This window comes from Pseudomonas sp. N2-3-1-14, from assembly GCF_041228395.1.
In the GTDB taxonomy this organism is placed as follows: domain Bacteria; phylum Pseudomonadota; class Gammaproteobacteria; order Pseudomonadales; family Pseudomonadaceae; genus Aquipseudomonas.
Genome location: NZ_CP166199.1, coordinates 4,726,171 through 4,749,225, shown reverse-complemented (window position 1 = coordinate 4,749,225; position 23,055 = coordinate 4,726,171). Strand labels below are relative to the sequence as shown.

Here is a 23,055-nt window from a genome sequence, read left to right as displayed (position 1 = left end):
CCAATGCAAATTTCGGCCGATATAACGCCATCGCAGGCAAGCCCACCCCCACACTGAGGCGCTTGGCGAGACTTGCTTTGCAGGGGTGTTTCAAGGCAGGCTCTGGGGTGTGCATTATTCCCACCACCGTGTCAGGTATTTTTTATGTCGCTACGCGTCTGTATCCTGGAAACCGATATCCTGCGTCCAGGCTTGATCGATCAATACCAAGGGTACGGGCAGATGTTCAAGCGCCTGTTCTCCAAGCAGCCGATTGCTGCCGAGTTTGTTGTGTACAACGTGGTTCAGGGCGAATACCCGCCGGATGACGAGGCGTTTGACGCCTACTTGATCACTGGCAGCAAGGCCGATTCCTTTGGCACCGACCCGTGGATCCAGACCCTCAAAACCTACCTGCTTGAACGCTATGAACGCGGCGACAAGTTGCTGGGCGTGTGCTTCGGCCACCAGTTGCTCGCGCTGCTATTGGGCGGCAAGACCGAGCGCGCCAGCAAGGGCTGGGGCATGGGCATCCACGACTACAAACTCAACGCCAAGGCGCCGTGGATGAGCCCGGTGGTGGAAGAGCTGACCTTGTTGATCAGCCATCAGGACCAGGTCACCCGCCTGCCGGAAAACGCTACCGTGATTGCCTCCAGCGATTTCTGCCCGTACGCCGCTTACCACATTGAAGACCAGGTGTTGTGCTTCCAGGGCCACCCGGAATTCATCCACGACTATTCCCGCGAGCTGCTGGAAATTCTTCAGACAACGTTGGGCGAAAAGATCTACACCAATGGCGTGGCCAGTCTGGCGCGTGACCACCACGGCGCAACCGTGGCGGAATGGATGATGCGTTTTGTGGCGCACAAGCCAGAAGCCGACGTGGCCTGAATCACGCTTGAGGCGGGGCCGGCTGGCTGGCGTTGATTTACAACCAGCCCGACCGCTTGAAGCTGGCCCACAAACTGGTGCAGCCCACCGCAATAAACCCGAGCACCGCAAAGTAGCCGTAATGCCATTGCAGCTCGGGCATGTTCTGGAAGTTCATCCCATAAATCCCCGCCACCGCGGTGGGGAACGCCAGGATCGCCGCCCACGCGGCGAACTTGCGCTGCACCACGCTCTGACGCGACGCTTCGAGCAACACACCAATCTCAATCGTCTGGCTGGCGATATCGCGCAAGGTGGTGAGGTCTTCCATCTGCCGCGTCACGTGGATCTGCACGTCACGAAAATACGGGCGCATGTTCTTGTCGATAAACGGGAAGCTCAGCTTTTGCAATTCCTGACTGATCTCCACCATCGGCGCCACATAGCGTTTAAGCCGCAGCACGTCGCGGCGCAGGCCGTGCAAGTTCTGGATATCACGCTCGCTCAGCGAGCTGCACAGCACATTGCGCTCCAGCTCATCAATTTCGGCGTGGATCGCTTCGCTCACCGGCTGGTAATTTTCGGTGACGAAATCCAGCAGCGCATAGAGTACGAAATCTTCCCCGTGCTCCAGCAACAACGGCCGCGCCTCACAGCGCTGGCGCACAAAGCCGTAGGACGCCGAGTGGCCGTTGCGGGCGGTAATGATGTAGCCGTTGCCGGCAAAAATATGGGTTTCGATAAACTCCAGCTTGCCGTTCTCGCGCACCGGTGAGTAGGTGACGATAAACAGCGCATCACCGAAGGTTTCAAGCTTGGGGCGGCTGTGTTTTTCGAGGGCGTCTTCGATGGCCAGTTCGTGCAGGTTGAACTGGCGTTGCAGGTTGGCCAGCTCTTGGGCGCTGGGCTCTTCCAGGCCGATCCACACAAAGTGATCGGGCTTGGCGGCCCAGGCTGCGCCTTCATCGAGGGTGATATCAGTGACTTTCTTTCCGGCGCTGTAAACGGCCGCCGCAACAACTCTACCCATGGTGCTGATCGCTTCTTATTGGGAGGACAGGTGTTGGGCAGCTTAGCGTGAATGGCGTTCCCTTGTTGCTCATGCAGGCACGCTTTTTGTGGCGAGCACGCTTGTTTGTACGGGGGGGCAAAGCGCCCGCAAAAAATCACAAAGGCGCGGCTGCCCACGCGGCCTGCAGTTCACGGTCCATCTGCGCAATACACTCATCCATCTGCTTCTGACACGCCTGCATCAACGCCGGGATGTCATCCGAAGTCAGTCCTACGGTAGGAATCGGCGGCAGCGAGCGTATGAGCACATCACCGCTGTCCCAGCGATTAAGCTGCATGTGCGTAATGTAGTTGCTGACACACACCTGCACGATGGGCACGCCCGCCGCAATCGCCATATGAAATGCGCCTTTCTTGAACGGCAGCAGCCCCTTGCCCAAGTTGCGTGTGCCTTCCGGGAACACCCAGATCGATGTGTCTTCATGCTGCAAAGTGCGCGTTGTGGTGAGCATCGCGCGCCGCGCCTTGTGCGCGTTGCCCCGGTCGATCAGCACATTGCCCGCCAACCAGAACAACTGGCCGAACAGCGGCACCCATTTCAGGCTTTTTTTGGCAATGCACACCGTGCGATGCGGCACCACAGTGCCCAGCACAAACAGGTCGTAGTTGGACTGGTGGTTGGCGATGATCACGCACGTGCCGGGCTTATTACGCAGCGAGTCGACGTCCGCCCTCACGTTCAGTCGCAACATCCACATCGCAGGCAACCCATACAGGCGAGCGCACAAGCGGCTGTTATCCGGGTTGAACGGCCGACAGATGCCCAGCAGCACGCCCAGCACGCCAGCGACCATAAAGTGCAGGCCCATCAACAACATACGTAACAGAAAAAGCATCGACACAGCCCATCGGGACAAAAGGTGGCGCAGTGTACGGATGTGCACTGTATTCGGCAATTGCCCCTACAGACGTGGGAGATAGGCGATGTTTAAGCACATGTTTCAATGTGTGCCGGCAGCGCCCAGCTAGAGCGGTTTAAGACGTATCCCCATTTTTTGTAAGAAAAAGCCCGACTCAAGGTCGGGCTTTGGCACAACATGGGTAAGGCATCAGATCAGGTTATGCCCTTGATCCTGGATGATGGCGTCATCCAAGGCTTCCAGCAGTGCCTTACGCACCTTCAACTTGGTGTGCTTATGGGCGTTCATGTTGATCTTCTTCAACTGGCGCGCCGCTTCCAGGGCCGCCGCGTGCAACTCTTCTGGCGCAACCACTTTATCCAGGAAGCCGGCTGCCAAGGCACCTTGCGGGTCAAACATTTCAGCATTGATGACCGACCGGTGAAACGCCGACTTGCGCAGACGATCCCGCGCCAACTCGATACCGGCGTGGTGCATGGTCATGCCGATCGCCACTTCATTCAGGCCAATGCTGAACGGGCCTTCCACACCAATGCGGTAATCGGCCGACAACAGCAGGAATGCACCTTTGGCCACCGCGTGCCCAGGGCACGCCACAATCACCGGGAACGGGTGCGACAACAGGCGACGCGCCAACGTCGAGCCCGACGTCACCAGGCTGATGGCCTCTTTAGGCCCGGCTGTCATCACCTTCAAATCATAACCACCCGACAGAATCCCCGGCGTGCCGGTGATGATCACCACCGCGCGATCCTTCTCGGCCTGATCCAGTGCAGCATTAAACTCACTGACGACGGCCGGAGAAATGGCATTCACCTTGCCGTTGCTCAAGGTCAGGGTCGCGATACCGTCTTCGAGGTGGTAGGCAATCAACTCACTCATGACGCGGTTCCTTGTAGGATTTGTTATAGATAGGCTGTTTATAGAAGCGCATGCGCAGACGTTACCCACCACACCCGCCCCGGTAAAGCGCCGTGACTGACTACACAGTCAGACTTTTCCTGCATCCCCAAGGGTAGACGGCCCGGAGCAGGGCGCAGCAGCCCTACCAAACGCGTACCGCCGATGCCCGAGAATGGCAGATTCACCGTCCCTCGCTGGGTGGGTAACGGCATAACCGTCTAAGCGCATGAAAATTCTGAAAAAAACCTTTGCCATCAGAAAGGCTTTCGACTACATTAGCGCGCCTCGACAGACTGAACTGGTTTGACGAGATACGGTGAAGTGTCCGAGTGGCTTAAGGAGCACGCCTGGAAAGTGTGTATACAAGAAATTGTATCGAGAGTTCGAATCTCTCCTTCACCGCCACATTAAGTAAACACAAACCCCTGATTTTCCTAGAGAAAGTCGGGGGTTGTGGTTTCTGGCGTCCGCAAAATAGCCCATGGGACGGGTGTGCTAGGTGGGTACATAAGTACAGCCAATAACTGAATTGGCAGGGCCGATCCATCTGCCGCTGACGACTTTGTCTATGTGTGACGGATCCCACCCAAGCGGCTATTCAGCTATCACAAATCAGCGGCGTTCAGTCCTCAGTGCCCTTGCCCCGGTACGTCGTAAACCTACAACTACACTTTGTGCATCGAGCACTCTCAGGACAGCGCATGGATATCACAATTCATCGCAAGAAAGGCCTGTTTGATAGCGCTTATGGTCAAGCTATTGCGCTGGCAATCTTGTTTGACGGTAAGGTCGTAGGGCGCCTGGAAACGGGTGAAACATTATCTCTGGTCCTTCCGGACACTTGCGGGACGTTGCAAGTCGGTCTGCTTGACCCCGCAAATTCGCCTTATGTAGGAAGCATGTCTGGTGCGCTCATATCGATCAGCAATGCTCAGAGCCTTACCCCGGGGCAAGCCGTTCAGGCTTTTTCGGTACGGACCCGCAAATGGGTGTTTTTTGATGTGCTGGGTTTGGCGGGCATAGCACCCTTTAAACGCTGGGCGCTGGCGCTTGAGATGGATCGAAGTTAGGAAGCTTCTGACAAACCGCAATTGACGGCATTAGACCTTGGCCATGCGCCGCCCTTCGATTTGTAAACGGCAGGCCGTTATCAGCAAGGCGATAAAAGAACTTTGTAGTGGCTGAACGCTGAATTCGAATAACGCCACTTATTTAATACAGGCCCTCACACGCTCGCTCGGTGAGAGAGCTTGTTTTGCGAGGGTTATCCCCATCTACTTGGCAAATGACAAAGTAATTGATACTTGGATTACTGTTTAAAAAGCATCATTTTTTTAAAATAGCGCCACTCATATATTGATTCAAATCGCGAAAATCATTAACCGTCCAGGCATGTGGCGGCACCTTCACACCATTCTCTCGCAACGTTCTCGGAATCAAGTCTCCATTCGGCCGAAGTATTACCGACGATACAATAACGCCCGGATAATCACTCAGTCGTTTCTTGAAAGCAGGCGTTGTCAAATCAGGCGTAGGCGGATTGCTCCTATGCGCTAATGGACCTGTTCCCTTGAGATCAGCGCCGTGGCACATGGCACATCGCTGTAAAAAGAGGTTTTTCCCATTGGCGTTATCCGCGAAGGACAGTGATGGTTGAATCAGCGATAACATTCCCAGCGTAGCGATGAACACTATTTTCATTTTTATAGGGTCTTGTTGTATGAGTCAGGTCTGAATCGAGAGGGATCCGGCAGGTGCCATTGCAGCTCAGTGTATAGGCGTGCCCTTAAATTCTAAAGCGAGGGACGTGGCGTCAAATACGAGAAAACAAACCCCCCAGGTTTCGGCAGAGACCTAGGGGAAGTTTGAAAGCGTAGCGTTCTTAGATCATGCGCGTGGCATATCCATCCGCCGCGCGATGACATCCAGCAAATCGCACCCATCGCGCAGCGGAATTGAGCAAAGCAACGCAAAATCGCTGAGCACAACTGCATCACTACTTATTTCACTACGTAGGGCAAGGTTCTCAAGAACTTGGGTGACAGCCCGAAGCCGACAACTTGCGGCGTCGAGGAGGATTTCCAACGGCACGGTGGTATCGATAAAAAGGGCAGGGGTGGCGCTGTCGTTGCTGGTGAGGGCAGTGTATTGGTTCATGTGTGAAACTCCGGTTGTCAGAGAATAGCAACCACACATTTGTCGCCAAACAAAAGGGTGGCAGCTGTACGCAGGTTGGCGAACCGGGACAATCGGAAAAACCGGCAGACCCGAAGGTCTCCCGCGCACAGCTACCGTTGAGCAGCTTATTGCGCGCAGAAGCATCCCGCAAATACGCGTGGACGTTTCTTTCGATTTATCGTCGAGTCGCCAAACCCGATCGCCATGTGGGCGACCGAGCGACTATAGGCTTGGCGATTTTGAAGCGGTAGGTCGACGCTTCCCAATGGGCCGTAGGACGTTGCCTAAGCAATCTATCTCGATCAGATCCACGCAACTCCTTTGAATGATTGGGGCAGGTGATCAGCCAGAACCTGCAATCGTAGGAATTGGCCTCGATTGAAGTGGCCTGTTTCTGAAACATCAAAACCACCCCTATACGCGTCTTACCTCGGCAGTAGCGCCTTCTTATAGTCGTGCGCCTCAGTCACTTGGAAGTGCACGCATGCAGGGACCGTACGCATTTATCAACGAACGATCGCAGCCTTATCCCTTGCTCAAAATGAGCTTGGCGCTTGATCCGCATACTCACACCAAATTCGACGCCCTGAACCAGCACATCCGCAACACGCTGGTGTTGCCTGGGCAGTTGGTGATCATTGGCGATAGCCGAACTGCCGATTGCACCGCTGCAGAGGCACAGCTGATGCGCTCGGCGCAGAATATAAAGCTCGCCCTGTTGGCATACTCCGCAACTGACCAATTTCTGATCAAAAACCATGATCAATTGCAGTCCATATTGTCTTATTCGTCTGTTGGCATCGGCAGTGCCAGCAGTGCCTGGAGTAAGCATCTAGCGCAGGTCGAGAAGACTCTTATGGAAATCGAGGATTTGCATAAGCAGTACTTGAGAAAGGGCACCACGGGGGCAAGGGAAGAGTTTCTGGTTAAGCGTAGGGCGCTGTTTGCAAGGTTGGATACTCAAATTTCGGGGATGGCGCGTTTGGGTACGGGCTTGAGAAACGAAGGTTCGATTAAAAAAATGCTCGGGATTTCCAGTAAAAGCTACTGGCACCATGGAGAAATCAGTGGGTATGAGGAGAGGGTCAAGCGTCTAGCCAAGGCTTCGCAGATGTTAAAGGCGGGGACTTATATTGGTATAGCACTGGATGTTGGGGCCACGGCGCTGGAGATATCGGAGGCGTGTTCCACGGGCCGTGAGCAAGAGTGTACGCAGGCGAAATATGTTGAAGGAGGCAAGTTGGTGATGGGAGTGGGCGGCGCATCCATAGGCGGGACACTTGGTACTCTTGTCGGTACCAGTGCTTGCGCCATCGTTTTTGGCATACCTACAGCGGGCGCCGGAGCTTTGGCATGCGCCATCGTCGGCGGTGCTGCGGGCGGCCTCGCCTCAGGTAAGCTCGGAAGCAGCGCTGGAGAGTTCTTAGGTAAATTTCTCTATAAGTCCGTGGAGAATTGAATGTATCTGGAATATTTTGTATTGGGCTCATGCGCCCTCTTGCTACTAAGCTTCCCAATCATGTTTTCTGCCATGTTCAAAAAACTCGATGCCGCGGAGCGCTATCTGCAATACAGCAGCTACATAGTCGGATGCAGGCACACTTTTCGTAATGCGCCCTTTCAGGGAAGGCCTCAACGCGTATACGCCATGGCTACCGTCATTCTTATCCCAAAAGTCATTCAGTGGAGAGGCATGGTACTTGTTGAGGATGTTGAAAAAATACCTCGGCACCTAAAGTACTGGATGGTCATACCAACTTTCGTGACCTGTCTCTCCCTCTTCGGTCTCATCATCAGCTGTTTTTTTATTGACGATTGGCCTTGAAAAGAAGGGCGACTCTACCTCGCCCTTTCCCACAATGCCCGGTCGCTTTGCCGTCAGTGCCTCAATGCCGATGCCGATGATGCACATCCGGAAAGTGCGCATGGCTATGCTTCATCACGCTGTGAACATGCACGTGACTATGCGGCTGCGTCGGGTCCCACTCGAACCCATGCTCATGCTGATGATGCTCATCATGCACGTGCCGATGCCCATGTTCCGTCGCGTCATGCAGATGTTCATGCGCATGCCGCTCTGTCAGGTGCAACCACACGCCCACGGCCATCAGCGCCGACGCAATCCAGAACGCCACCGTCACCGACTCCCCGAATGCCAGCAGGGCCACCGCCGCCCCAAGGAACGGCGCCGTCGAGAAGTACGCTCCGGTGCGCGCACTGCCCAACCCGCGCAAGGCCAGGACAAACATGACCAGGCTGATGCCGTACCCCAGAAACCCCACCAGCAAGATCGGCGCCAGCTGCGCCACACCCGGCATCTGCGCTCCGAGGTACAGCGCGAGGCTGCAGTTCACCGCACCGGCAATCAACCCTTTGGCGCCGGCGATAAACAGCGCGTCCGCCGCAGACACCTTGCGTGTCAGGTTGTTATCGATGCCCCAGCACAAACAGGCCACTGCCACGGCCACCGGCCCGAGCCAATCGTGGCTGGCGCCGCCGGCGCCGGACCAGGACAGCACTACGCCGCCCAGCACAATGGCGATCATCCCGAACACAATGCGCCGGTCGGCATTTTCTCTGAACACCCGCCAGGCGATGACGGCGGTCAACACCGATTCAAGGTTGAGCATCAGCGAGGCGGTCGTGCCGGCGGTGCGGGTCAGGCCGAACATCAGTGCCACCGGCCCGAGGATGCCGCCGAACGCGATGGCGCCGATCAGCCACGGCCATTCAGCCGGGGTGAGCGCGGTGGGTTTCCAGCCATGATCACGGATGAGGCGCACGCCTGCGAGGCCGATGCCGCTGCCGAGGTAGAGCAGGCCGGCGAGCAGTATGGGCGAGAGGCCCAGGCCGAGGGTTTTGGCGAGCGGGGTGCTGGCGCCGAACAGCGCGGCAGCGGCGAGTGCGTAAAAGATACTGAGGTTCATGGGCCGTCCTCGAAGGTCTGGCCCATGATACGTCGCTTGTCGGGCTCAACGCCCTGGCAACTTCCGGCTTATTGCGCGGTTTTCAGCTTGATCACATCACCGGAGATTTTGGTGGTGTAACCGCTCAGCACCCAGGCCCAGAACCAGTTTTCCTGCACTTGGGTGTTGATCAGCGCGTCGCCGCCTTTGGCCTTGATGGCCGCAGTCTGGGCGCGCACGAAGCGGCTGTTCTGGCCAATCGGGATGACGCCGAACAACATGATGCCGGTAGCGCTGGCTTCACTGTGGCCCAAAACGGTGTATTGGCTGCTGTCGTACTGCGGGGATTTGATGGCGGTGCCGGTGCAGCCTGCGAGGGTAAAACCGAGAACAGCTGCTGCAACCACTTTACTGACGTACTTCACTGTGTAACTCCATGGACTGACCCTCGAGATTCAATTCTCGAGGGGGCGCCACTTTAATCTGAGCACTGGCAGATTGAAATCAATTGCCCGCAATTTCATCTTCAGGCTTGCACGTAAACCCACGCTGTCAGCCCCGAAGCCAATGCCACTGACACGCGCTTGTAGTCCGACACCTCGTAGGCATCCGCCGCGGCCAGTTCCTGCTCGTTGATCTGAAAGACCATGCCTTCAACGCTGGCAGCCTGTTCTTCGGTCGGCGCGACAATCGGGTGGTGGGTCTTGCCGCTGGTGACCAGCACTTCGGGGTCGGTGATTTCGACCCAGCTTTGCGAATAGCCGAGCATCGCGTCGTGCTGGCCGACCAGTTCCCGGCCGAAGTTGGCGAGTTGCACGGCCTTGTCTTGCAAGGTGCCGTAGGAAAACAACAGCACGGGGAATTGGGTGGAGTGTTCCATGGGTATTCCTTAAGCGAGTAGATCTTCGTAAAAAGCGCCGTAGGGCTTGCTCGGGTGGGCAATCTGAATTTCCAGGATCCACAGCCCGGCGTTCGGGCAGTGCTCGAAATCCCCCAGGTCGCCGCCACGGTGGATCGCGTGGGGGAAGTCGCTGACGCGGTGGCCCTTGATGTCCAGGTTCAGTTGCCAGCCCATGGCCTTGGCGTGTTCCTCGGCGTAGCGGTACAGCTCAAGGCCTACGACCTGGTCATTTTTCCAGCGCGATTGTACGCGCTCGAACAGTACTTTGGCGGCGCTGGCGCAGGCGATCATTTCAGGGTCGTCGCCGGTGGTAAAGGTGGCGCCGGCGTCACCTTCGTGGCCTTGCCACACGGCGCCCATGTCGATGAAGAAGATATCGTTTTCACCCAGCACCGGGTCGCCGTCCGAGCGTTGGTTGAAAGCCTTGAGGGTATTGGCGCCAAAGCGCACCAGCAGCGGATGCCAGATGCGCTGCATGTCGAGCTCGGCGAGTACCTGTTTGCCCAGCTCACGCGCTTGGGATTCGAGCATGCCGGGGCGAATGCGTTGGGCGAGTTGGTCGATGGCTTGCCAGGTCATGGCCTGGGCGTAGCGCATGGCGTCGATACTGTAGGCGGCGCCCACGGCTTCCTGGGGTTGTGCAGTCACCGGTTTCCCCTCGCGTTGAACAGCATCAGGCGTTATGCGTTTTACTATATAGCGATGTGATGGCCGAACCCAACTCCGAAAACACTGGAGATTAAAGGTGGGAGCTGGCTTGCCTGCGATAGCGGTGGCACAGCAAACATTAATGCTGCTTGACCCACCGACGTCGCGGGCAAGCCCGCTCCCACATTTTTGACTGTGTTCAGTCTGTCAGAGGTGTAGCCACGCCAAGGCGCCCAGTACTACGGCCACACCGCCAGCGGTGTAGGACATGCGTTTGAGCCACTCCTTGCGCGTCAGCAACGTAATCGCCGCCAACGAAATCGCGATCTGAATCGCCGTCATCGCCTGCGCCCAACGGTGATGCTGGTGCAGCGCCTCTTCGGATTTCTGATCCCATTCCTTGGAGGTCGCCTCAAGCTTTTCGGCCTGTTTGCGCACGTCTTCCTTCTGGCTCTTGTAACGCTCGATCTCATCCTTGTAATGCGCAGCGTCCACGCCGGGAATATGCGTGGCCAATTCGGCCAGGTTCTGCCGGCTGGATTTGGCCTGGTAGTAGTTCCACTGGTTGGCGGCTTCGGTCTTGATGATGGCGGCGTTGTTCTTGTCCATCGCCGCTTCGCTTTCGGTGGAGCCGGCCTGGTAGCTGAGCATGGCGCCGAGGGTGGCCATCAGCGCGGTCATCACGGCGATGCGGCTGGCAAAATTGTCACCGCGCCCGTGTGCATGTTCGGTGGTGTGTTCGATGTGTTTTTCGTGGGGGCTGGGGACTTCGAAGGCTTCGGACATGGGGGCGTCTACGAACGGAATGAGGGAGACTGATTCTTTACCAACCAAGCTGTCTCAAGCCTGTACGTAACGCTGCAAACCCGCCACTAACGCATCAAAGGTCACCCGGCAGCGCGGGCTGTTGCGCAGGTCTTCGTGCATGGTCACCCAGGTGTCCATCTTGAACGCGAACGCCTGCGGCAATACCCGTTGCAGGCGCGGGTTCTGTTTGGCCAATTGCACCTGGCACCCGCCGATGCCGGCGCCGGCGCGGATCAGCGCCAGTTGCGCCAGGTCACTGTCGCTGCTGATGGCGAAGGCGCTGCGTTCAAACCCCTTGATGGCCAGGCTGCGGATAAACGCGTTCTCCTGATCGAAGCCAATCACTGAATGACCGACCAGATCCTGCATTTGCACAGGCATGCCGCGTTCTTGCAGGTAATCGTCGCGGGCGTGCAGGCCGACTTCAATCAAGCCGACACGCCGCGCCAGCAGTTGCTCCTGGCTGGGGCGGACCATGCGCACGGCGATGTCGGCTTCCAGTTGCAACAGGTCGATCAGGCGGTTGGTCAGGATCAGTTCAACCCGCAGGTGCGGGTGCTGGCGGCGCAGCGCGGTGATGATCGGCGGCAGCACTTCCACGCCGACCACTTCACTGGCCGAGACCCGCACCACCCCGCGCACTTCATCGCCTTGAGAAGACGCCGCGCGCTCCAGGGCGGCGGCGGTGCGCTCCATGGTTTCAGCATGGGCGCGCAAGGTGTGCGCCACCGCAGTTGGCAACAGCCCCGTGGGTGAACGGGTAAAAAGCACCACGCCCAGCGCCGCTTCAAGCGCGGCAATGTGCCGGCCGACTGTGGGCTGTGTGATGCCAAGCTGCCGTGCGGCCCCCGACAACGAGCCTTCCTTGAGTACACCAAGGAACGATCGGTAAAGCTCCCAACCAATATGTGCTGCCATGCATAAATGTATAGCGGCTGGATGCTCTTCGGCAATTTATCTATAGCGACGCTGCACACAAAATGACCTCACCGACAACATGGGAGCAGGTCATGAGCAAAGTTCTGGTACTGGGTGCAACGGGCGGGATTGGCGGTGAAGTGGCGCGGCAGATGCGCGCGGCGGGTTGGCAAGTGTGTGCGTTGACCCGGGATGTGGACAAGGCCCGGCGTGAGAACTCGACCTTTTCCTGGATCAAGGGCGACGCGCTCAATCGTCAGGAAGTCATTGCTGCCGCGCGTGGCTGTGCGGTGATCGTGCATGCGGTCAACCCGCCGGGCTATCGCAGCTGGGCTGAATTAGTGATGCCGATGATCGACAACACCATTGCGGCGGCCATCGCCGAAGGCGCGACGATTGTGCTGCCCGGCACGGTCTATAACTTCGGGCCGGATGCGTTTCCCGTGTTGCACGAAGACTCGCCTCAACACCCGCAAACCCGCAAGGGCGCGATCCGGGTGCAATTGGAGCAGCGTTTGGAACAGGCGTCCCGCCAGGGCGCTCGCGTGTTGATCGTACGGGCCGGGGATTTCTTTGGCGCCCGTGTCGCCAACAACTGGTTTGCCCAGGGCCTGGTCAAACCCGGCAAACCGGTGCATGTCGTCAGCTATCCGGGCGCGCCGGGTGTGGCGCACCAATGGGCGTACTTGCCGGATGTGGCGCGCACCATGCTCGCGCTGATTGAACGCCGCGAGACGCTCGAGGCGTTCGCGCGCTTTCATATGGCGGGGCATGAGGATATGGATGGCACGCAGATGACTCAGGCGATCCAGCGGGCAGTCTTGCGCAGGACCGGTCATCAACCCCGCGCAGGCCGCTTCCCCTGGTGGTTGATGCGAGTGATCGCGCCCTTCGTGGTCACGGTCCGCGAGATGCTGGAGATGCGCTACCTGTGGCAAACCCCGCTGCGGATGGATAACCAGCGTTTGGTCGATACCTTGGGCCGCGAACCACACACGCCGCTGGATCAAGCGGTCGAAGCCACCCTGGCTGACCTGGGCTGCCTGCCTACGCCTGCCTGATCAGGCGCACATACACCGCGATATTGATCAGCAACACCAACGCGCCAAGCACCAGTTGAATGTTTGGAGTCAGCCCGGCCGGGTAGATCAGCGTGAGGAGGTAATGCTCGATAAACCCGCCGCCATAACCGTCCTGCCCGGCGAGGTGGCGAAACAGGTTTTCCCAGCGGGTGAGCGGGCAGGGCAGGTGGAACACTTCCACGGCCACGCCCCAGGCGGCAGCGGGCAAGTGCAGCCACATGACCGGCCGCCACTTGAGCGCCAGCAGCCCGCCGAACAATACGAACAGGATGAAACACAGGTGAAACAGCACCAGGCTGTCGGCGGCTACGCGATAGAGCATGTCGGGTTCGCTTTTAAAAGTGAGTCACAGACAGAACAGGCAACGCCTCAGCATAATGACAGTGTTGGTCCTTAACTGAGTTGTTCTTGCGGGTAGTCGATAAGCTCGGCAGTTTTTTCGGTGTGTTCAGTAAGACAGGAGAGGAAGGGCGCATTGGTCATCGCAACGGTTGCTTGCAGGCAACCATGACCGTTATTGTGCTGAATCCTTTTAGTCCTTCCCCAAGGTTCTGTTGTGATGAATGCACCGCGTATTGCAGTCGGTCCAATCAAGGCCGTGATTTTCGATATGGACGGGTTGTTGCTGGACACTGAAGGCATCTACACCGAAGTCACGCAGATCATCGCCGAACGTTACGGTCGCACCTACGACTGGGGGATCAAGCAGCACATCATCGGCCGAGGTGCTCAGGACCTGGCCGACTATGTGGTGAAAGCGTTGGACTTGCCGATCACGCCAGCTGAGTTTCTGGAAATACGCGAACCGCTGATGAGCGAGCGTTTCCCCAAGGCCTTGGGCATGCCCGGCGCTGAAGCGCTGGTGCGGCACTTGAACGCGCATAACATCCCGATTGCGGTGGGCACCAGTTCGTCGCGTCATTCGTTTGGCCACAAAACCACGCTGCACCGCGAATGGTTTGGCCTGTTCGGCACCATCGTCACCGCTGACGATCCGGAAGTCGGCGCCGCCAAACCCTCACCGGATATCTTCCTCACCGCTGCGCGCCGCTTGGGCGTAGCGCCAGAAGATTGCCTGGTGTTCGAAGATTCACCGTTTGGCGTGACGGCCGCAAAAGCTGCCAACATGACGGCCATCGCCGTGCCGGATGAAGCCATGGCCGACAGCAAGTACGCGCATGCCGACCAGATCATTCGCAAACTCGCAGACTTTGACCTGGCCGCCTATGGCCTCCCTTCCATGCGCTGACTCAACACAGGCCAAAAAATGTGGGCGCTGACTTGCCTGCGATAGCGACCTTGAGGACGCCATCGCAGACAAGCCAGCTCCCACATTGGGTTTTGCTGTTCTCCAGAACCCTCAGGCGCTGAAGCCACCATCGATGGTCAAGCTGGCACCCGTGATATACCCGGCTTCCGGCCCCGCCAGATACGCCACGAAACTGGCAATCTCCTCCACGTGGCCATAACGTCCCACTGCCATCAACCCGATCAATGTTTCGGCAAACTCGCCGCTCGCCGGGTTCATATCGGTGTCCACCGGCCCAGGCTGCACGTTGTTAATCGTGATGCCACGCGGCCCCAGGTCCCGTGCCAAGCCCTTGGTCAGCCCCACCAGCGCCGCCTTGCTCATCGCGTACGGCCCGCCGCCGCCGAACGGCATGCGCTCGGCATTGGTGCTGCCGATGTTGATCACGCGGCCGCCTTCGCTCATATGTTTGGCCGCTTCCTGCGTGGCAATGAACACGCTGCGCACATTGATCGCCAGGGTCTGGTCGAAGTCTTCCAGCTTGAAGTCTTCCAGTGGCGCGATGGCCAGCACCCCGGCGTTGTTGATCAGGATATCCAGGCGCCCGAAGGCGTCGACGGTGGCGTTGACGGCAGCGCGAATCGCTGTGGCATCGGCGCTGTCGGCCTGTATCGCCAGGGCTTGGCCGCCTGCGCTGATCACGCTGTTTTGCAACGCTTCGGCTTTTGCGGCCGAGCTGACGTAGGTAAAGGCGACGGCTGCGCCCTGCGCGGCCAGGCGTTTGACGATGGCGGCACCGATGCCGCGGGAACCGCCTTGAATCAAGGCGACTTTGCCAGTGAGGTTGTGTGCAGTCATGTCGATCTCCAAGTAGTTGATGGGGTGAGTATCGACCTCGTCCCGCCGACCCGGTAGACCGTGATTGCTATAGTCTGTGTAAACCAAGAGTTTGTAATGGGGCGATATGGAAAGCTTTGGCAGTATCGAATGTTTTGTACGCAGCGCCGAAGGCGGCAGCTTTGCCGAGGCCGCCAGGCACTTGAGCCTGACGCCGGCGGCGGTGGGTAAAAGCGTCGCCAAGCTGGAGGCACGCCTGGGTGTGCGGCTGTTCCAGCGCAGCACCCGACGCCTGACCCTGACCGAGGCCGGCAAGTTGTTCCTCGAAGAGGTCAGTGGCAGCCTCACCACCATCCAGAACGCCGTGGCCAACCTGGCCAGCGCCGAAGGGCGGCCGGTGGGCACGCTTAAAGTCAGCATGGGCACGGTGTTCGGCAATCGTTATGTGGTGCCGCTGCTGGCGGAGTTTATGCGGCGCTTTCCGGATATCAGCCCGGATTGGCATTTCGATAACCGTCAGGTCGACCTGATCGGTCAAGGCTTCGACGCTGCCATCGGCGGTGGTTTTGAACTGCCCCAGGGCGTGGTGGCGCGCAAGCTGAGCCCCGCGCATCGAGTGCTGGTGGCCTCCCCGGATTACCTGGCGCAACGCCCGCCGGTGCACGCGCCCGAAGATTTATCGCGGTGCCTGGGCATCCTGATCCGCTCGCCGCAAACCGGCCGCGTGCGCACCTGGCAACTCACCGGCCCAGACCGTGAACAGCGCCCGTTGGTGCTCAAACCGCGCATGACCATGAGCGACTCCGAAGCCGCCTGCTGCGCCAGCGCTCAAGGCCTGGGCATTGCGCTGGTGAGCATGCCGATGGCCGTGCCGTTTCTGGACAGCGGTGCGGTGGTGCGGGTGTTGCCCGACTGGTACGTCGACGACGGCAACATCTCCCTGTACTACGCCGAGCACAAACTGCTGCCCGGCAAGACCCGGGTATTTGTGGATTTCATCATTGAGCAGTTTGCCGAGCAGCAACTGGGGCGACGGTTCAGCGCCATTTGATCCCGGCGGCCTACCGAGGCGCGGCCATCGCGGGCAAGCCCGGCTCCCACAGGGGAATGCGATTAAAAGTGGGAGCCGGGCTTGCCCGCGATGCAGGCAACGCGGTCTACCGGCCGAACTGACCCGGCCAGCCAATGACTTTCTTCGGCCTCGGGGTGGCATAGGTCCTGATCTTCGACGTCGACAACCCCAACCGCACCAGCGATTCGGCAATGGTCACCGCGGCCGTCACCCCATCCACCACCGGCACGCCGGTGCGCTGGCGAATCTGTTCATCCAGCCCGGCCATGCCGCCGCAGCCCAGGCAGATCACCTCGGCCTTGTCTTCGTGAATGGCCCGTTCCGCCTGACGCACGATGGCTTCCATCGCCGCCAGCGGGTCTTCTTCCAGTTCCAGCACTGCCATGCCACTGGCGCGTACCGAGGCGCAGCGCTGGTACAGGCCGGCGAGTTTCAGGCGGTCTTCAATCAACGGCACGGTGCGATCCAGGGTGGTGACTACTGAATAGGCGTGCCCCAGGAACATTGCTGTGCTGGCGGCTGCTTCCGTGATGTCCACCACTGGCACGTTCAACAGCTCCTGCAACCCTTCACGGCCATGTTCGCCATAGCCGGCCTGGATCACCGCATCAAACGGCTGGTCGTAGGCCATCACGCGGTCCATCACCGCGATGGCGGCCAGGTAGCTTTCGAAATTGCCTTCCACTGATTCGGCGCCGAAGTACGGCGTGAGCCCGACAATCTCAGTGCCTGGCGAGGCGACGGCCCGCGCCTGCTGGGCAATGGTTTCAGTGATGGATTCGGTGGTGTTGACGTTAACCACGAGGATACGCATGGAATGTCCTTGATTAATGACTGACGTTATCGACTGCAATGCTTTCGCCACTGACATCGGCGTAGTGCGGCCGACGCTTGGCGATCAAGAGGTACAACAGCCCTGCAATACCGGCGCCAAACAGCCAGGAGAACGGGGCGACGCTGGCAAAGCCGGGCAACAGCGCCAGCAGAATTGCGATCACCGCTGCGGGAATAAACGCCGCGACCGCGCGTAAATTAACTCCGCGGCTGTAGTAATAAACGCCATTGGGGTCTTCGCTATACAGCTGCAGTACGTCCACCTGGCTTTTACGGATCAGCCAGTAATCGACCATGATCACCCCGTACAGCGGCCCCAGCAGCGCGCCCAGGCCCGAGAGGAAATACACGATCACCAGCGGGCTGTTGTAGAGGTTCCACGGCAGGATCAGCACTGCCAGCGTGGCGCTGATCAACCCGGCGCGCCGAAAGTTCAGGTACTTGGGCGCCAGGTTGCTGAGCACAAACGCGGGGGCGACGAAGTTGGCCATGATGTTGACGGCCACGGTAACGATCAGGAAGGCCAGGCAGCCGAGCACCAGGAAGAAGGTATTGGGAATGGCCGCGATGATTTCGGTCGGGCTTTCGATCACCCGGCCATTGAGCTGGAACTGCCCGCCGCAGAGCAGCACGGTGATTGCGGCAAACACCAGGATATTCACCGGCAAGCCCCAGAAGTTGCCGACCAGAATGGTCTTGCGGCAGGGCGAGGAACGGGCGAAGTCGCAGAAATTGAGGATCAGCGTGCCGTAGATCGTCAGCCACAACGCGCCACCGGCAAAGATATTGCGCCACATCTCGCCGCCGCTCAGCGGTTCGCGGATCGACCAGGCAATATTGCCGCCGACCTGGAAGTACATCCAACCGGCCAGCGAGGCCACCGTCACCAGAATCACCGGCCCGGCGAACGCTTCGTAGCGGCGCACCATTTCCATGCCGTACGCCAGGATCACCAGCTGCACAAACCAGATCGCCACGAAACACGCCCAACCGAGGGTCGACAGGCCGAGGATGGAGTTGTGGTCATAGTCGGCAAATCCTGGATGAATGGCCGACAGCAGCACGCGGAAAACCACCGAGGCCAGGTAGGTCTGGATACCAAACCAGGCAATCGCAATGACCGCGCGAATCAATGCTGGAATCTGTGCACCGTGGATGCCGAAACTGATGCGGCTGATCACCGGGAAGGGCACTCCGGTCTTCTGGCCCATAAACCCCGACAAGTTCATGAAGAAGTACACCAGCGCTGCGCCGATCCCCAGCGACATCAGAATCTGCCAGCCGCCGAGGCCCAAGGCATACAGGCCGATGGCAAACGAATAGTTGGCGATGTTGTGCACGTCATTGGTCCACAGCGCAAAGATGCTGTAGCGGCCCCAACGTCGGCCTTCAACCTTGGTGGGCGCCAGGTCTTTGTTGTGCAAGCGCGGGCTGAGCACGAGCGGGCCGGGGCTTGCGGCCACAGGGTTCAGGACGGAGGAGGGCAGATCCAGTGCGATGTTATTCGAGAGGCTTGTACGCATTCCGGCAGGCTCCGGCACATCTGCTGGAACGTCGCAGATGGCAAAGTGTATGTAGGTTTTGTATTTATTGTATACAAAGAGTAATTCACCTTAAGCCACATGCGTGCCAGTTTTCGATCTATAAAAACTGTGTTTAATTTAGTTCTTACTGATTATTAAAATAACTAGCTGAATTTAAAGCGATATAAATTGACCGTTTGAACAGGTATTTATTTTTAAGTGGGAAGGTGCTCTATTGGAGAGGCAAACGGCACGCGGGGATGGGTGTTACGTTTTGGTGCGGGGAAATATGAATTGCACACATAAATGGCACCGATAGTTACATAGGTGTGTACAAAATTTTTGTCCCCCCCATAAAGCAAATGTGGGAGCGGGCTTGCCCGCGATAGCGATCTATCAGCCAACAATTCATTGACTGACACACCCTCATCGCGACCAAGCCCGCTCCCACATTTTTTACTGCGACAAACCTCAGGCCTTGCTGATGATATTCCCAGCGTGCAGCCCACATTCCTTCTGCGTGGCTTCTTCCCACCACCAGCGGCCTTCGCGTTCGTGCTGGTTCGGCAATACTGGCCGGGTGCACGGCTCGCAGCCGATGCTGATAAACCCGCGCTCATGCAGGCTGTTGTACGGCAGCTCGAGCATGCGGATGTAACCCCAGACTTCCTCGCTGGTCATTTGCGCCAGTGGGTTGAATTTGTACAGGGTGCGCTCGGGTGTTGAGAACGCCGTGTCAATTTCCAACGCCGCCACCTGGCTGCGGGTGCCGGGGCTCTGGTCACGGCGTTGGCCAGTGGCCCAGGCGCTCACGCCGGACAGTTTGCGGCGCAGCGGTTCGATCTTGCGCACACCGCAGCATTCGCCATGGCCATCCTTGTAGAAACTGAACAGGCCCTTTTCCTTGACGAAGGGTTCCAGTTTGCTCTGGTCCGGCGAGATCAACTCGATGTCGATCTTGTAGAACTCGCGCACCTGTTCGATGAACCGGTAGGTCTCCGGGTGAAGGCGCCCGGTGTCGAGGCTGAACACCTTGACGTTCTTGTTCAGCTTCCAAGCCATGTCTACCAGCACCACATCCTCGGCGCCGCTGAAGGAAATCCACAGGTCATCACCGAACTGGCTGAACGCCAGTTTGAGAATGTCCTGGGCGGATTTGTTGGCATAAGTCGTGGCGAGTTCAACGACGTCGAAGGCTTGGTTCATCAGGACGGTTCCTACAGGTCAGTGGCGCTGAGCGCTCTATAGGGAAGCGATGGTACCAAAATCCGCCCTGCGTTGCGGCGCAGAGCTTGAGTCGCTAGAGTTCGGCAGTCCTTTTGCTCGCTCAACTAACAACATCTAAATGGGAGTGTCTTGTGGAAATTGCCTGTCTCGACCTGGAAGGGGTGCTGGTTCCGGAAATCTGGATCGCCTTCGCCGAAAAAACCGGTATTGAATCCCTGCGCGCCACTACCCGCGACATTCCCGACTACGACGTGCTGATGAAGCAACGCCTGCGCATCCTCGACGAGCATGGGCTCAAGCTTGCCGACATCCAGGAAGTAATCGCCACCCTTGAGCCGCTGGACGGCGCCATTGAGTTCGTCAACTGGCTGCGCGAGCGTTTCCAGGTGGTGATCCTGTCCGACACCTTTTACGAATTCTCCCAACCGCTGATGCGCCAGCTGGGTTTTCCGACCTTGCTGTGCCACCGCTTGATCACCGATGAAAACGACCGGGTGGTGAGTTACCAACTGCGTCAAAAGGACCCGAAGCGCCAATCCGTGCTGGCATTCAAGACCCTCTACTACCGCGTGATCGCCGCCGGCGATTCCTACAACGACACCACGATGCTGGGCGAAGCTGACCGTGGGATTCTGTTCCATGCGCCGCAGAACGTGATTCGCGAGTTCCCGCAATTTCCCGCGGTGCATACGTTTGAGGATTTGAAGAAAGAGTTCATCAAAGCGTCGAATCGGGCGTTGAGCCTGTAAGTTTTTCAGCGCTGCTGATGGCCGCTTCGCAGGCAAGCCAGCTCCCACATTTGGTTGGGTTCACACAGTTCAACCTGTGGTGGCTGGCTTGCCTGCGACAGGGTCGGTACGGCCAGGTCAGGCCCCTGCGAGCAACCGATCATAAGGAATACTCAAGCCCTCATGCAGGCGCTTGATCATCGCCAGGCTCAGCTTGCGCTTGTGGTTCAGCACTTCAGACACTCGCCCGCTCGTGCCGATGAAAGGCTCAAGGTCACGGGCGGTCATGCCTAGCTGCTCCATGCGAAATTTGATCGCTTCCACCGGGTCCGAAGGCGGCATGGGAAAGTGTTCCGCTTCGTATTTCTCAATAAGGACGGCGAGGATCTCCAGCTCGTCACCCTCCGGCGAGCCGATCTCGGCCCCCCATAGTTGCTCGACGCGTGCGAGCGCCGCCGCCAGGTCTTGCTGGGAATGAATGGGTTTTATGTTCATCACACGGTCTCCGCGTTGATCTGGTCGTAGTGCGCGTGGGTTCCCACGAAGCGTATGAACCCCAGCTGGCGCTGATAATCGATTGCCATGATCACTCGATACTTGTTGCCACCCACATTGAACACAACCCTGCCGCCTTTGAGAATGCTGGCTGTTCTGAGCTCTGCTTTGAGTGCCTGTGGCGTCTGGTAAGTGGTCTTCTCCCTATGACGGTACAACTCGACCAGGGGTGTTTTGGCATCGGTATAGGCGGGATGGCTTTCCCAGAATGTTCGTAAGGCAGACAGAGCGATTATGCGCATCGCTGCAACCTCCCAATTTGGGAGATGGTAGGCGCGGCGGGGTGGATATGCAATCGCGGAAATAATTTCTGACGAGTAGGCAGTCGCTTCATGTGATCCTTCACAAACGGCGGGTGGACGTGGACGCTGGACGCTATCCTCCAGGCCACACGTCGTCCACGACTGTTCTGATGCAGGCTTTTTCGGCAGCTCGGCTCTGCGCCTGAGCCTCAGGCAGGGCCGGGCTGCTACAAGCTTTCCAACGTTTGTAACAACACCCGCACTTTAGTCAGCGACTCCTGATACTCCGCCTCCCACTGCGAGTCCGCCACGATCCCGCCACCGCCCCAGCAGCACACCTGCCCATCCTTGACCAGCAAACTGCGAATCGCGATGGAGCTGTCCATCTCGCCGCGCACATCCAGGTACACCAACGAGCCGCAGTACAACCCGCGCCGCGTGGGTTCAAGCTCGTCGATGATCTGCATGGCGCGAATCTTCGGTGCGCCGGTGATGGAACCACCGGGGAAGCTGCCGGCGATCAGGTCGAGGGCGTCCTTGTCGTCGGCCAAGGTGCCAGTGACGCTGCTCACCAAGTGATGCACGTTGGGGTAGCTTTCCAGGCTGAACAACTCCGGCACTTTCACCGAGCCGGTGCGGCAGGTGCGGCCCAGATCGTTGCGCAGCAAGTCAACGATCATCAGGTTTTCGGCGCGGTCCTTGGGGCTGGCCAGCAGCTCGGCGGCGTGGGCCGCGTCTTCTTCGGGTGTCAGGCCGCGCGGGCGGGTGCCTTTGATCGGGCGGGTTTCGACGCGGCGCTCGCTAATGTGCACAAAGCGCTCCGGCGACAGGCTCAGCACTGCGCCGTCGTCCGGCAGGCTCTGGAACCCGGAAAACGGGGTAGGGCACGCCTCACGCAAGGCGCAGTAAGCCGCCCACGGATCGCCGACGCACGGCGCGCGAAAGCGCTGGGCAAAGTTGACCTGGTAGCAGTCGCCGGCCTGGATGTAATCCTGAATGCGCACGATGGCCTGCCGGTAAGCGTCGGCGGTCAGGTCCGCAACCATGGGGCCGTGCAGTTTGAAGCTGGCCTGGGTGTCGACAACTTCAGCGTTGAACAGCGCAATCAGGCGTTGTCGTTCGCTGTCGATCAGCGAAGGGTGGAAGACCAGCTGACTGCTCTGCACCCGGTGGTCACTGATCAGCGCCCAGGCATACAGCCCAAAGCGTGCGTCCGGCAGGTGCAGGTCGTCCACCGCCAAATGCGGCATGTGTTCCAGGTGGCGGCCGAAGTCGTAGCTCAGGTAACCGATCAAGCCGCCAGCGAACGGCAACTCATAGCCAGCAGGTAAACCCGCCTCACCCAACTGCGCGAGGTTTTCGCGCAAGCGTTGCAGGAAATCACTGCCGTTTTCGTCAGGCCGTACCGTCAGCGTTTCCACTGGCCAGGCGCTGAGCAGGTCATAGCGCCCGCGTTCGGCAGCCGGGCGGCCGCTGTCGAGCAACACTGCGCCGGGGGCATGACGAATCGCCGCGAAGTAGTCGGCGGGGTTGGCCCGGTAGGGCAGCGGATGTACAGAGCAGGTCGACATGCGGGGTGGATCAGCTGTTGGCTTGGGGGAGGCGATTGTAGTCCTCCGAAGGGTTTGGTCCTAGAGCGCGGTTTAAATGGGGCAGCGAGCA

Annotated in this window: 26 protein-coding genes and 1 tRNA gene; 8 read left to right on the top strand and 19 right to left on the bottom strand. The window is 58.6% G+C overall.

From position 1 onward, the window contains the following. Positions 1-144 precede the first annotated feature (144 nt). Positions 145-873 (top strand): amidotransferase, encoded by a 729-nt coding sequence (locus tag AB5I78_RS21875; protein WP_145159216.1) that lies wholly within the window; start codon positions 145-147, stop codon positions 871-873. A gap of 37 nt (positions 874-910) precedes the next feature. Here AB5I78_RS21875 and AB5I78_RS21870 read toward each other — a convergent pair whose 3' ends face one another. The 3 genes from AB5I78_RS21870 to AB5I78_RS21860 all read right to left on the bottom strand — a co-directional run bounded on the left by AB5I78_RS21870 (position 911) and on the right by AB5I78_RS21860 (position 3,665). Next, positions 911-1,882 (bottom strand): magnesium and cobalt transport protein CorA, encoded by a 972-nt coding sequence (locus tag AB5I78_RS21870; protein ID WP_058420797.1) that lies wholly within the window; start codon positions 1,880-1,882, stop codon positions 911-913. Positions 1,883-2,018: 136 nt separating this feature from the next. After that, the gene (locus AB5I78_RS21865; RefSeq protein ID WP_369301402.1) at positions 2,019-2,759 is read right to left on the bottom strand and encodes a 1-acylglycerol-3-phosphate O-acyltransferase; all 741 of its coding nucleotides are present in this window, start codon (positions 2,757-2,759) and stop codon (positions 2,019-2,021) included. Between the two features lie 213 nt (positions 2,760-2,972). Next, positions 2,973-3,665, bottom strand: a complete 693-nt coding sequence (locus tag AB5I78_RS21860; RefSeq protein WP_145159212.1) for a crotonase/enoyl-CoA hydratase family protein — start codon at positions 3,663-3,665, stop codon at positions 2,973-2,975. Positions 3,666-4,001: 336 nt separating this feature from the next. On the opposite strand from AB5I78_RS21860, the gene AB5I78_RS21855 reads away from it, so the two are divergent. Next, positions 4,002-4,091: transfer RNA gene (locus AB5I78_RS21855), tRNA-Ser, on the top strand. Positions 4,092-4,387: 296 nt separating this feature from the next. Then, positions 4,388-4,756, top strand: coding sequence for a hypothetical protein (locus AB5I78_RS21850; RefSeq protein WP_369301401.1), 369 nt, complete (start codon positions 4,388-4,390; stop codon positions 4,754-4,756). 256 nt (positions 4,757-5,012) lie between these two features. On the opposite strand, the gene AB5I78_RS21845 is transcribed toward AB5I78_RS21850, so the two are convergent. After that, positions 5,013-5,387 carry a c-type cytochrome gene (locus tag AB5I78_RS21845; RefSeq protein ID WP_369301400.1) on the bottom strand — a complete coding sequence of 125 codons (375 nt, stop codon included), beginning with the start codon at positions 5,385-5,387 and terminating at the stop codon, positions 5,013-5,015. Positions 5,388-5,573: 186 nt separating this feature from the next. After that, positions 5,574-5,843 (bottom strand): short-chain dehydrogenase, encoded by a 270-nt coding sequence (locus tag AB5I78_RS21840; RefSeq protein WP_145159198.1) that lies wholly within the window; start codon positions 5,841-5,843, stop codon positions 5,574-5,576. A gap of 505 nt (positions 5,844-6,348) precedes the next feature. Here AB5I78_RS21840 and AB5I78_RS21835 point away from each other — a divergent pair. After that, the gene (locus AB5I78_RS21835) at positions 6,349-7,323 is read left to right on the top strand and encodes a hypothetical protein (protein WP_369301399.1); all 975 of its coding nucleotides are present in this window, start codon (positions 6,349-6,351) and stop codon (positions 7,321-7,323) included. Between the two features lie 427 nt (positions 7,324-7,750). Here AB5I78_RS21835 and AB5I78_RS21830 read toward each other — a convergent pair whose 3' ends face one another. The 6 genes from AB5I78_RS21830 to AB5I78_RS21805 form a co-directional block, all read right to left on the bottom strand. Further along, positions 7,751-8,791: an EamA family transporter gene (locus tag AB5I78_RS21830; RefSeq protein WP_369301397.1), complete on the bottom strand. Its 1,041-nt coding sequence runs from the start codon at positions 8,789-8,791 to the stop codon at positions 7,751-7,753. 68 nt (positions 8,792-8,859) lie between these two features. After that, positions 8,860-9,195 (bottom strand): hypothetical protein, encoded by a 336-nt coding sequence (locus tag AB5I78_RS21825; RefSeq protein WP_106576263.1) that lies wholly within the window; start codon positions 9,193-9,195, stop codon positions 8,860-8,862. A gap of 101 nt (positions 9,196-9,296) precedes the next feature. Then, complete coding sequence (locus tag AB5I78_RS21820) at positions 9,297-9,650, bottom strand: gamma-glutamylcyclotransferase family protein (protein WP_145159189.1); 354 nt, start codon at positions 9,648-9,650, stop codon at positions 9,297-9,299. A gap of 9 nt (positions 9,651-9,659) precedes the next feature. After that, positions 9,660-10,319: a M24 family metallopeptidase gene (locus tag AB5I78_RS21815; RefSeq protein WP_145159187.1), complete on the bottom strand. Its 660-nt coding sequence runs from the start codon at positions 10,317-10,319 to the stop codon at positions 9,660-9,662. 207 nt (positions 10,320-10,526) lie between these two features. Continuing rightward, a complete protein-coding gene (locus AB5I78_RS21810) occupies positions 10,527-11,105 on the bottom strand; it encodes a DUF4337 domain-containing protein (protein WP_145159185.1) in 579 nt (192 codons plus the stop codon). 54 nt (positions 11,106-11,159) lie between these two features. Continuing rightward, positions 11,160-12,044, bottom strand: coding sequence for a LysR family transcriptional regulator (locus AB5I78_RS21805; protein WP_369301396.1), 885 nt, complete (start codon positions 12,042-12,044; stop codon positions 11,160-11,162). 92 nt (positions 12,045-12,136) lie between these two features. Between AB5I78_RS21805 and AB5I78_RS21800 the strand changes: the two genes are divergently transcribed. Continuing rightward, complete coding sequence (locus tag AB5I78_RS21800; RefSeq protein WP_369301395.1) at positions 12,137-13,105, top strand: NAD-dependent epimerase/dehydratase family protein; 969 nt, start codon at positions 12,137-12,139, stop codon at positions 13,103-13,105. Here AB5I78_RS21800 and AB5I78_RS21795 read toward each other — a convergent pair. After that, the gene (locus AB5I78_RS21795) at positions 13,092-13,448 is read right to left on the bottom strand and encodes a DUF2784 domain-containing protein (RefSeq protein WP_145159179.1); all 357 of its coding nucleotides are present in this window, start codon (positions 13,446-13,448) and stop codon (positions 13,092-13,094) included. The genes AB5I78_RS21800 and AB5I78_RS21795 overlap by 14 nt on opposite strands. Positions 13,449-13,685: 237 nt before the next feature. Here AB5I78_RS21795 and AB5I78_RS21790 point away from each other — a divergent pair, with 237 nt between their 5' ends. After that, positions 13,686-14,375, top strand: a complete 690-nt coding sequence (locus AB5I78_RS21790; RefSeq protein ID WP_369301394.1) for an HAD-IA family hydrolase — start codon at positions 13,686-13,688, stop codon at positions 14,373-14,375. Between the two features lie 111 nt (positions 14,376-14,486). Here AB5I78_RS21790 and AB5I78_RS21785 read toward each other — a convergent pair whose 3' ends face one another. Continuing rightward, entirely contained in the window at positions 14,487-15,233 is a 747-nt protein-coding gene (locus AB5I78_RS21785; RefSeq protein ID WP_369301392.1) for a 3-oxoacyl-ACP reductase family protein, read from the bottom strand. Between the two features lie 106 nt (positions 15,234-15,339). Between AB5I78_RS21785 and AB5I78_RS21780 the strand changes: the two genes are divergently transcribed. Beyond that, the gene (locus tag AB5I78_RS21780) at positions 15,340-16,263 is read left to right on the top strand and encodes a LysR substrate-binding domain-containing protein (protein ID WP_369301390.1); all 924 of its coding nucleotides are present in this window, start codon (positions 15,340-15,342) and stop codon (positions 16,261-16,263) included. Positions 16,264-16,369: 106 nt separating this feature from the next. Here AB5I78_RS21780 and AB5I78_RS21775 read toward each other — a convergent pair whose 3' ends face one another. The 3 genes from AB5I78_RS21775 to AB5I78_RS21765 form a co-directional block, all read right to left on the bottom strand. Continuing rightward, entirely contained in the window at positions 16,370-17,098 is a 729-nt protein-coding gene (locus AB5I78_RS21775) for an aspartate/glutamate racemase family protein (RefSeq protein ID WP_106576279.1), read from the bottom strand. A gap of 13 nt (positions 17,099-17,111) precedes the next feature. Next, positions 17,112-18,641 carry an NCS1 family nucleobase:cation symporter-1 gene (locus AB5I78_RS21770; RefSeq protein ID WP_145159169.1) on the bottom strand — a complete coding sequence of 510 codons (1,530 nt, stop codon included), beginning with the start codon at positions 18,639-18,641 and terminating at the stop codon, positions 17,112-17,114. 471 nt (positions 18,642-19,112) lie between these two features. Beyond that, positions 19,113-19,847 carry a phosphoadenylyl-sulfate reductase gene (locus AB5I78_RS21765; protein ID WP_106576281.1) on the bottom strand — a complete coding sequence of 245 codons (735 nt, stop codon included), beginning with the start codon at positions 19,845-19,847 and terminating at the stop codon, positions 19,113-19,115. Positions 19,848-19,999: 152 nt separating this feature from the next. Here AB5I78_RS21765 and thrH point away from each other — a divergent pair, with 152 nt between their 5' ends. Beyond that, positions 20,000-20,617 (top strand): bifunctional phosphoserine phosphatase/homoserine phosphotransferase ThrH, encoded by a 618-nt coding sequence (gene thrH / locus AB5I78_RS21760; protein ID WP_145159167.1) that lies wholly within the window; start codon positions 20,000-20,002, stop codon positions 20,615-20,617. Positions 20,618-20,734: 117 nt separating this feature from the next. Here thrH and AB5I78_RS21755 read toward each other — a convergent pair whose 3' ends face one another. From AB5I78_RS21755 to pabB, 3 genes are all read right to left on the bottom strand, one after another. Beyond that, entirely contained in the window at positions 20,735-21,091 is a 357-nt protein-coding gene (locus AB5I78_RS21755; RefSeq protein ID WP_369301388.1) for a type II toxin-antitoxin system HigA family antitoxin, read from the bottom strand. Continuing rightward, positions 21,091-21,393 (bottom strand): type II toxin-antitoxin system HigB family toxin, encoded by a 303-nt coding sequence (locus AB5I78_RS21750; RefSeq protein WP_369301386.1) that lies wholly within the window; start codon positions 21,391-21,393, stop codon positions 21,091-21,093. Before AB5I78_RS21750 ends, AB5I78_RS21755 begins: the two co-directional genes overlap by 1 nt. A 227-nt stretch (positions 21,394-21,620) precedes the next feature. Then, positions 21,621-22,964 carry an aminodeoxychorismate synthase component I gene (gene pabB / locus AB5I78_RS21745; protein WP_369301385.1) on the bottom strand — a complete coding sequence of 448 codons (1,344 nt, stop codon included), beginning with the start codon at positions 22,962-22,964 and terminating at the stop codon, positions 21,621-21,623. Positions 22,965-23,055 lie beyond the last annotated feature (91 nt).

What these genes read in the sequence shown, in the direction of transcription:
- AB5I78_RS21875 (WP_145159216.1), top strand. Translation starts at nt 145, where the DNA reads ATGTCGCTACGCGTCTGTATCCTGGAAACCGATATCCTGCGTCCAGGC.
- AB5I78_RS21870 (WP_058420797.1), bottom strand. Translation starts at nt 1,882, where the DNA reads ATGGGTAGAGTTGTTGCGGCGGCCGTTTACAGCGCCGGAAAGAAAGTC.
- AB5I78_RS21865 (WP_369301402.1), bottom strand. Translation starts at nt 2,759, where the DNA reads ATGCTTTTTCTGTTACGTATGTTGTTGATGGGCCTGCACTTTATGGTC.
- AB5I78_RS21860 (WP_145159212.1), bottom strand. Translation starts at nt 3,665, where the DNA reads ATGAGTGAGTTGATTGCCTACCACCTCGAAGACGGTATCGCGACCCTG.
- AB5I78_RS21850 (WP_369301401.1), top strand. Translation starts at nt 4,388, where the DNA reads ATGGATATCACAATTCATCGCAAGAAAGGCCTGTTTGATAGCGCTTAT.
- AB5I78_RS21845 (WP_369301400.1), bottom strand. Translation starts at nt 5,387, where the DNA reads ATGAAAATAGTGTTCATCGCTACGCTGGGAATGTTATCGCTGATTCAA.
- AB5I78_RS21840 (WP_145159198.1), bottom strand. Translation starts at nt 5,843, where the DNA reads ATGAACCAATACACTGCCCTCACCAGCAACGACAGCGCCACCCCTGCC.
- AB5I78_RS21835 (WP_369301399.1), top strand. Translation starts at nt 6,349, where the DNA reads ATGCAGGGACCGTACGCATTTATCAACGAACGATCGCAGCCTTATCCC.
- AB5I78_RS21830 (WP_369301397.1), bottom strand. Translation starts at nt 8,791, where the DNA reads ATGAACCTCAGTATCTTTTACGCACTCGCCGCTGCCGCGCTGTTCGGC.
- AB5I78_RS21820 (WP_145159189.1), bottom strand. Translation starts at nt 9,650, where the DNA reads ATGGAACACTCCACCCAATTCCCCGTGCTGTTGTTTTCCTACGGCACC.
- AB5I78_RS21810 (WP_145159185.1), bottom strand. Translation starts at nt 11,105, where the DNA reads ATGTCCGAAGCCTTCGAAGTCCCCAGCCCCCACGAAAAACACATCGAA.
- AB5I78_RS21805 (WP_369301396.1), bottom strand. Translation starts at nt 12,044, where the DNA reads ATGGCAGCACATATTGGTTGGGAGCTTTACCGATCGTTCCTTGGTGTA.
- AB5I78_RS21800 (WP_369301395.1), top strand. Translation starts at nt 12,137, where the DNA reads ATGAGCAAAGTTCTGGTACTGGGTGCAACGGGCGGGATTGGCGGTGAA.
- AB5I78_RS21795 (WP_145159179.1), bottom strand. Translation starts at nt 13,448, where the DNA reads ATGCTCTATCGCGTAGCCGCCGACAGCCTGGTGCTGTTTCACCTGTGT.
- AB5I78_RS21790 (WP_369301394.1), top strand. Translation starts at nt 13,686, where the DNA reads ATGAATGCACCGCGTATTGCAGTCGGTCCAATCAAGGCCGTGATTTTC.
- AB5I78_RS21785 (WP_369301392.1), bottom strand. Translation starts at nt 15,233, where the DNA reads ATGACTGCACACAACCTCACTGGCAAAGTCGCCTTGATTCAAGGCGGT.
- AB5I78_RS21780 (WP_369301390.1), top strand. Translation starts at nt 15,340, where the DNA reads ATGGAAAGCTTTGGCAGTATCGAATGTTTTGTACGCAGCGCCGAAGGC.
- AB5I78_RS21775 (WP_106576279.1), bottom strand. Translation starts at nt 17,098, where the DNA reads ATGCGTATCCTCGTGGTTAACGTCAACACCACCGAATCCATCACTGAA.
- AB5I78_RS21770 (WP_145159169.1), bottom strand. Translation starts at nt 18,641, where the DNA reads ATGCGTACAAGCCTCTCGAATAACATCGCACTGGATCTGCCCTCCTCC.
- AB5I78_RS21765 (WP_106576281.1), bottom strand. Translation starts at nt 19,847, where the DNA reads ATGAACCAAGCCTTCGACGTCGTTGAACTCGCCACGACTTATGCCAAC.
- AB5I78_RS21755 (WP_369301388.1), bottom strand. Translation starts at nt 21,091, where the DNA reads ATGAACATAAAACCCATTCATTCCCAGCAAGACCTGGCGGCGGCGCTC.
- AB5I78_RS21750 (WP_369301386.1), bottom strand. Translation starts at nt 21,393, where the DNA reads ATGCGCATAATCGCTCTGTCTGCCTTACGAACATTCTGGGAAAGCCAT.
- pabB (WP_369301385.1), bottom strand. Translation starts at nt 22,964, where the DNA reads ATGTCGACCTGCTCTGTACATCCGCTGCCCTACCGGGCCAACCCCGCC.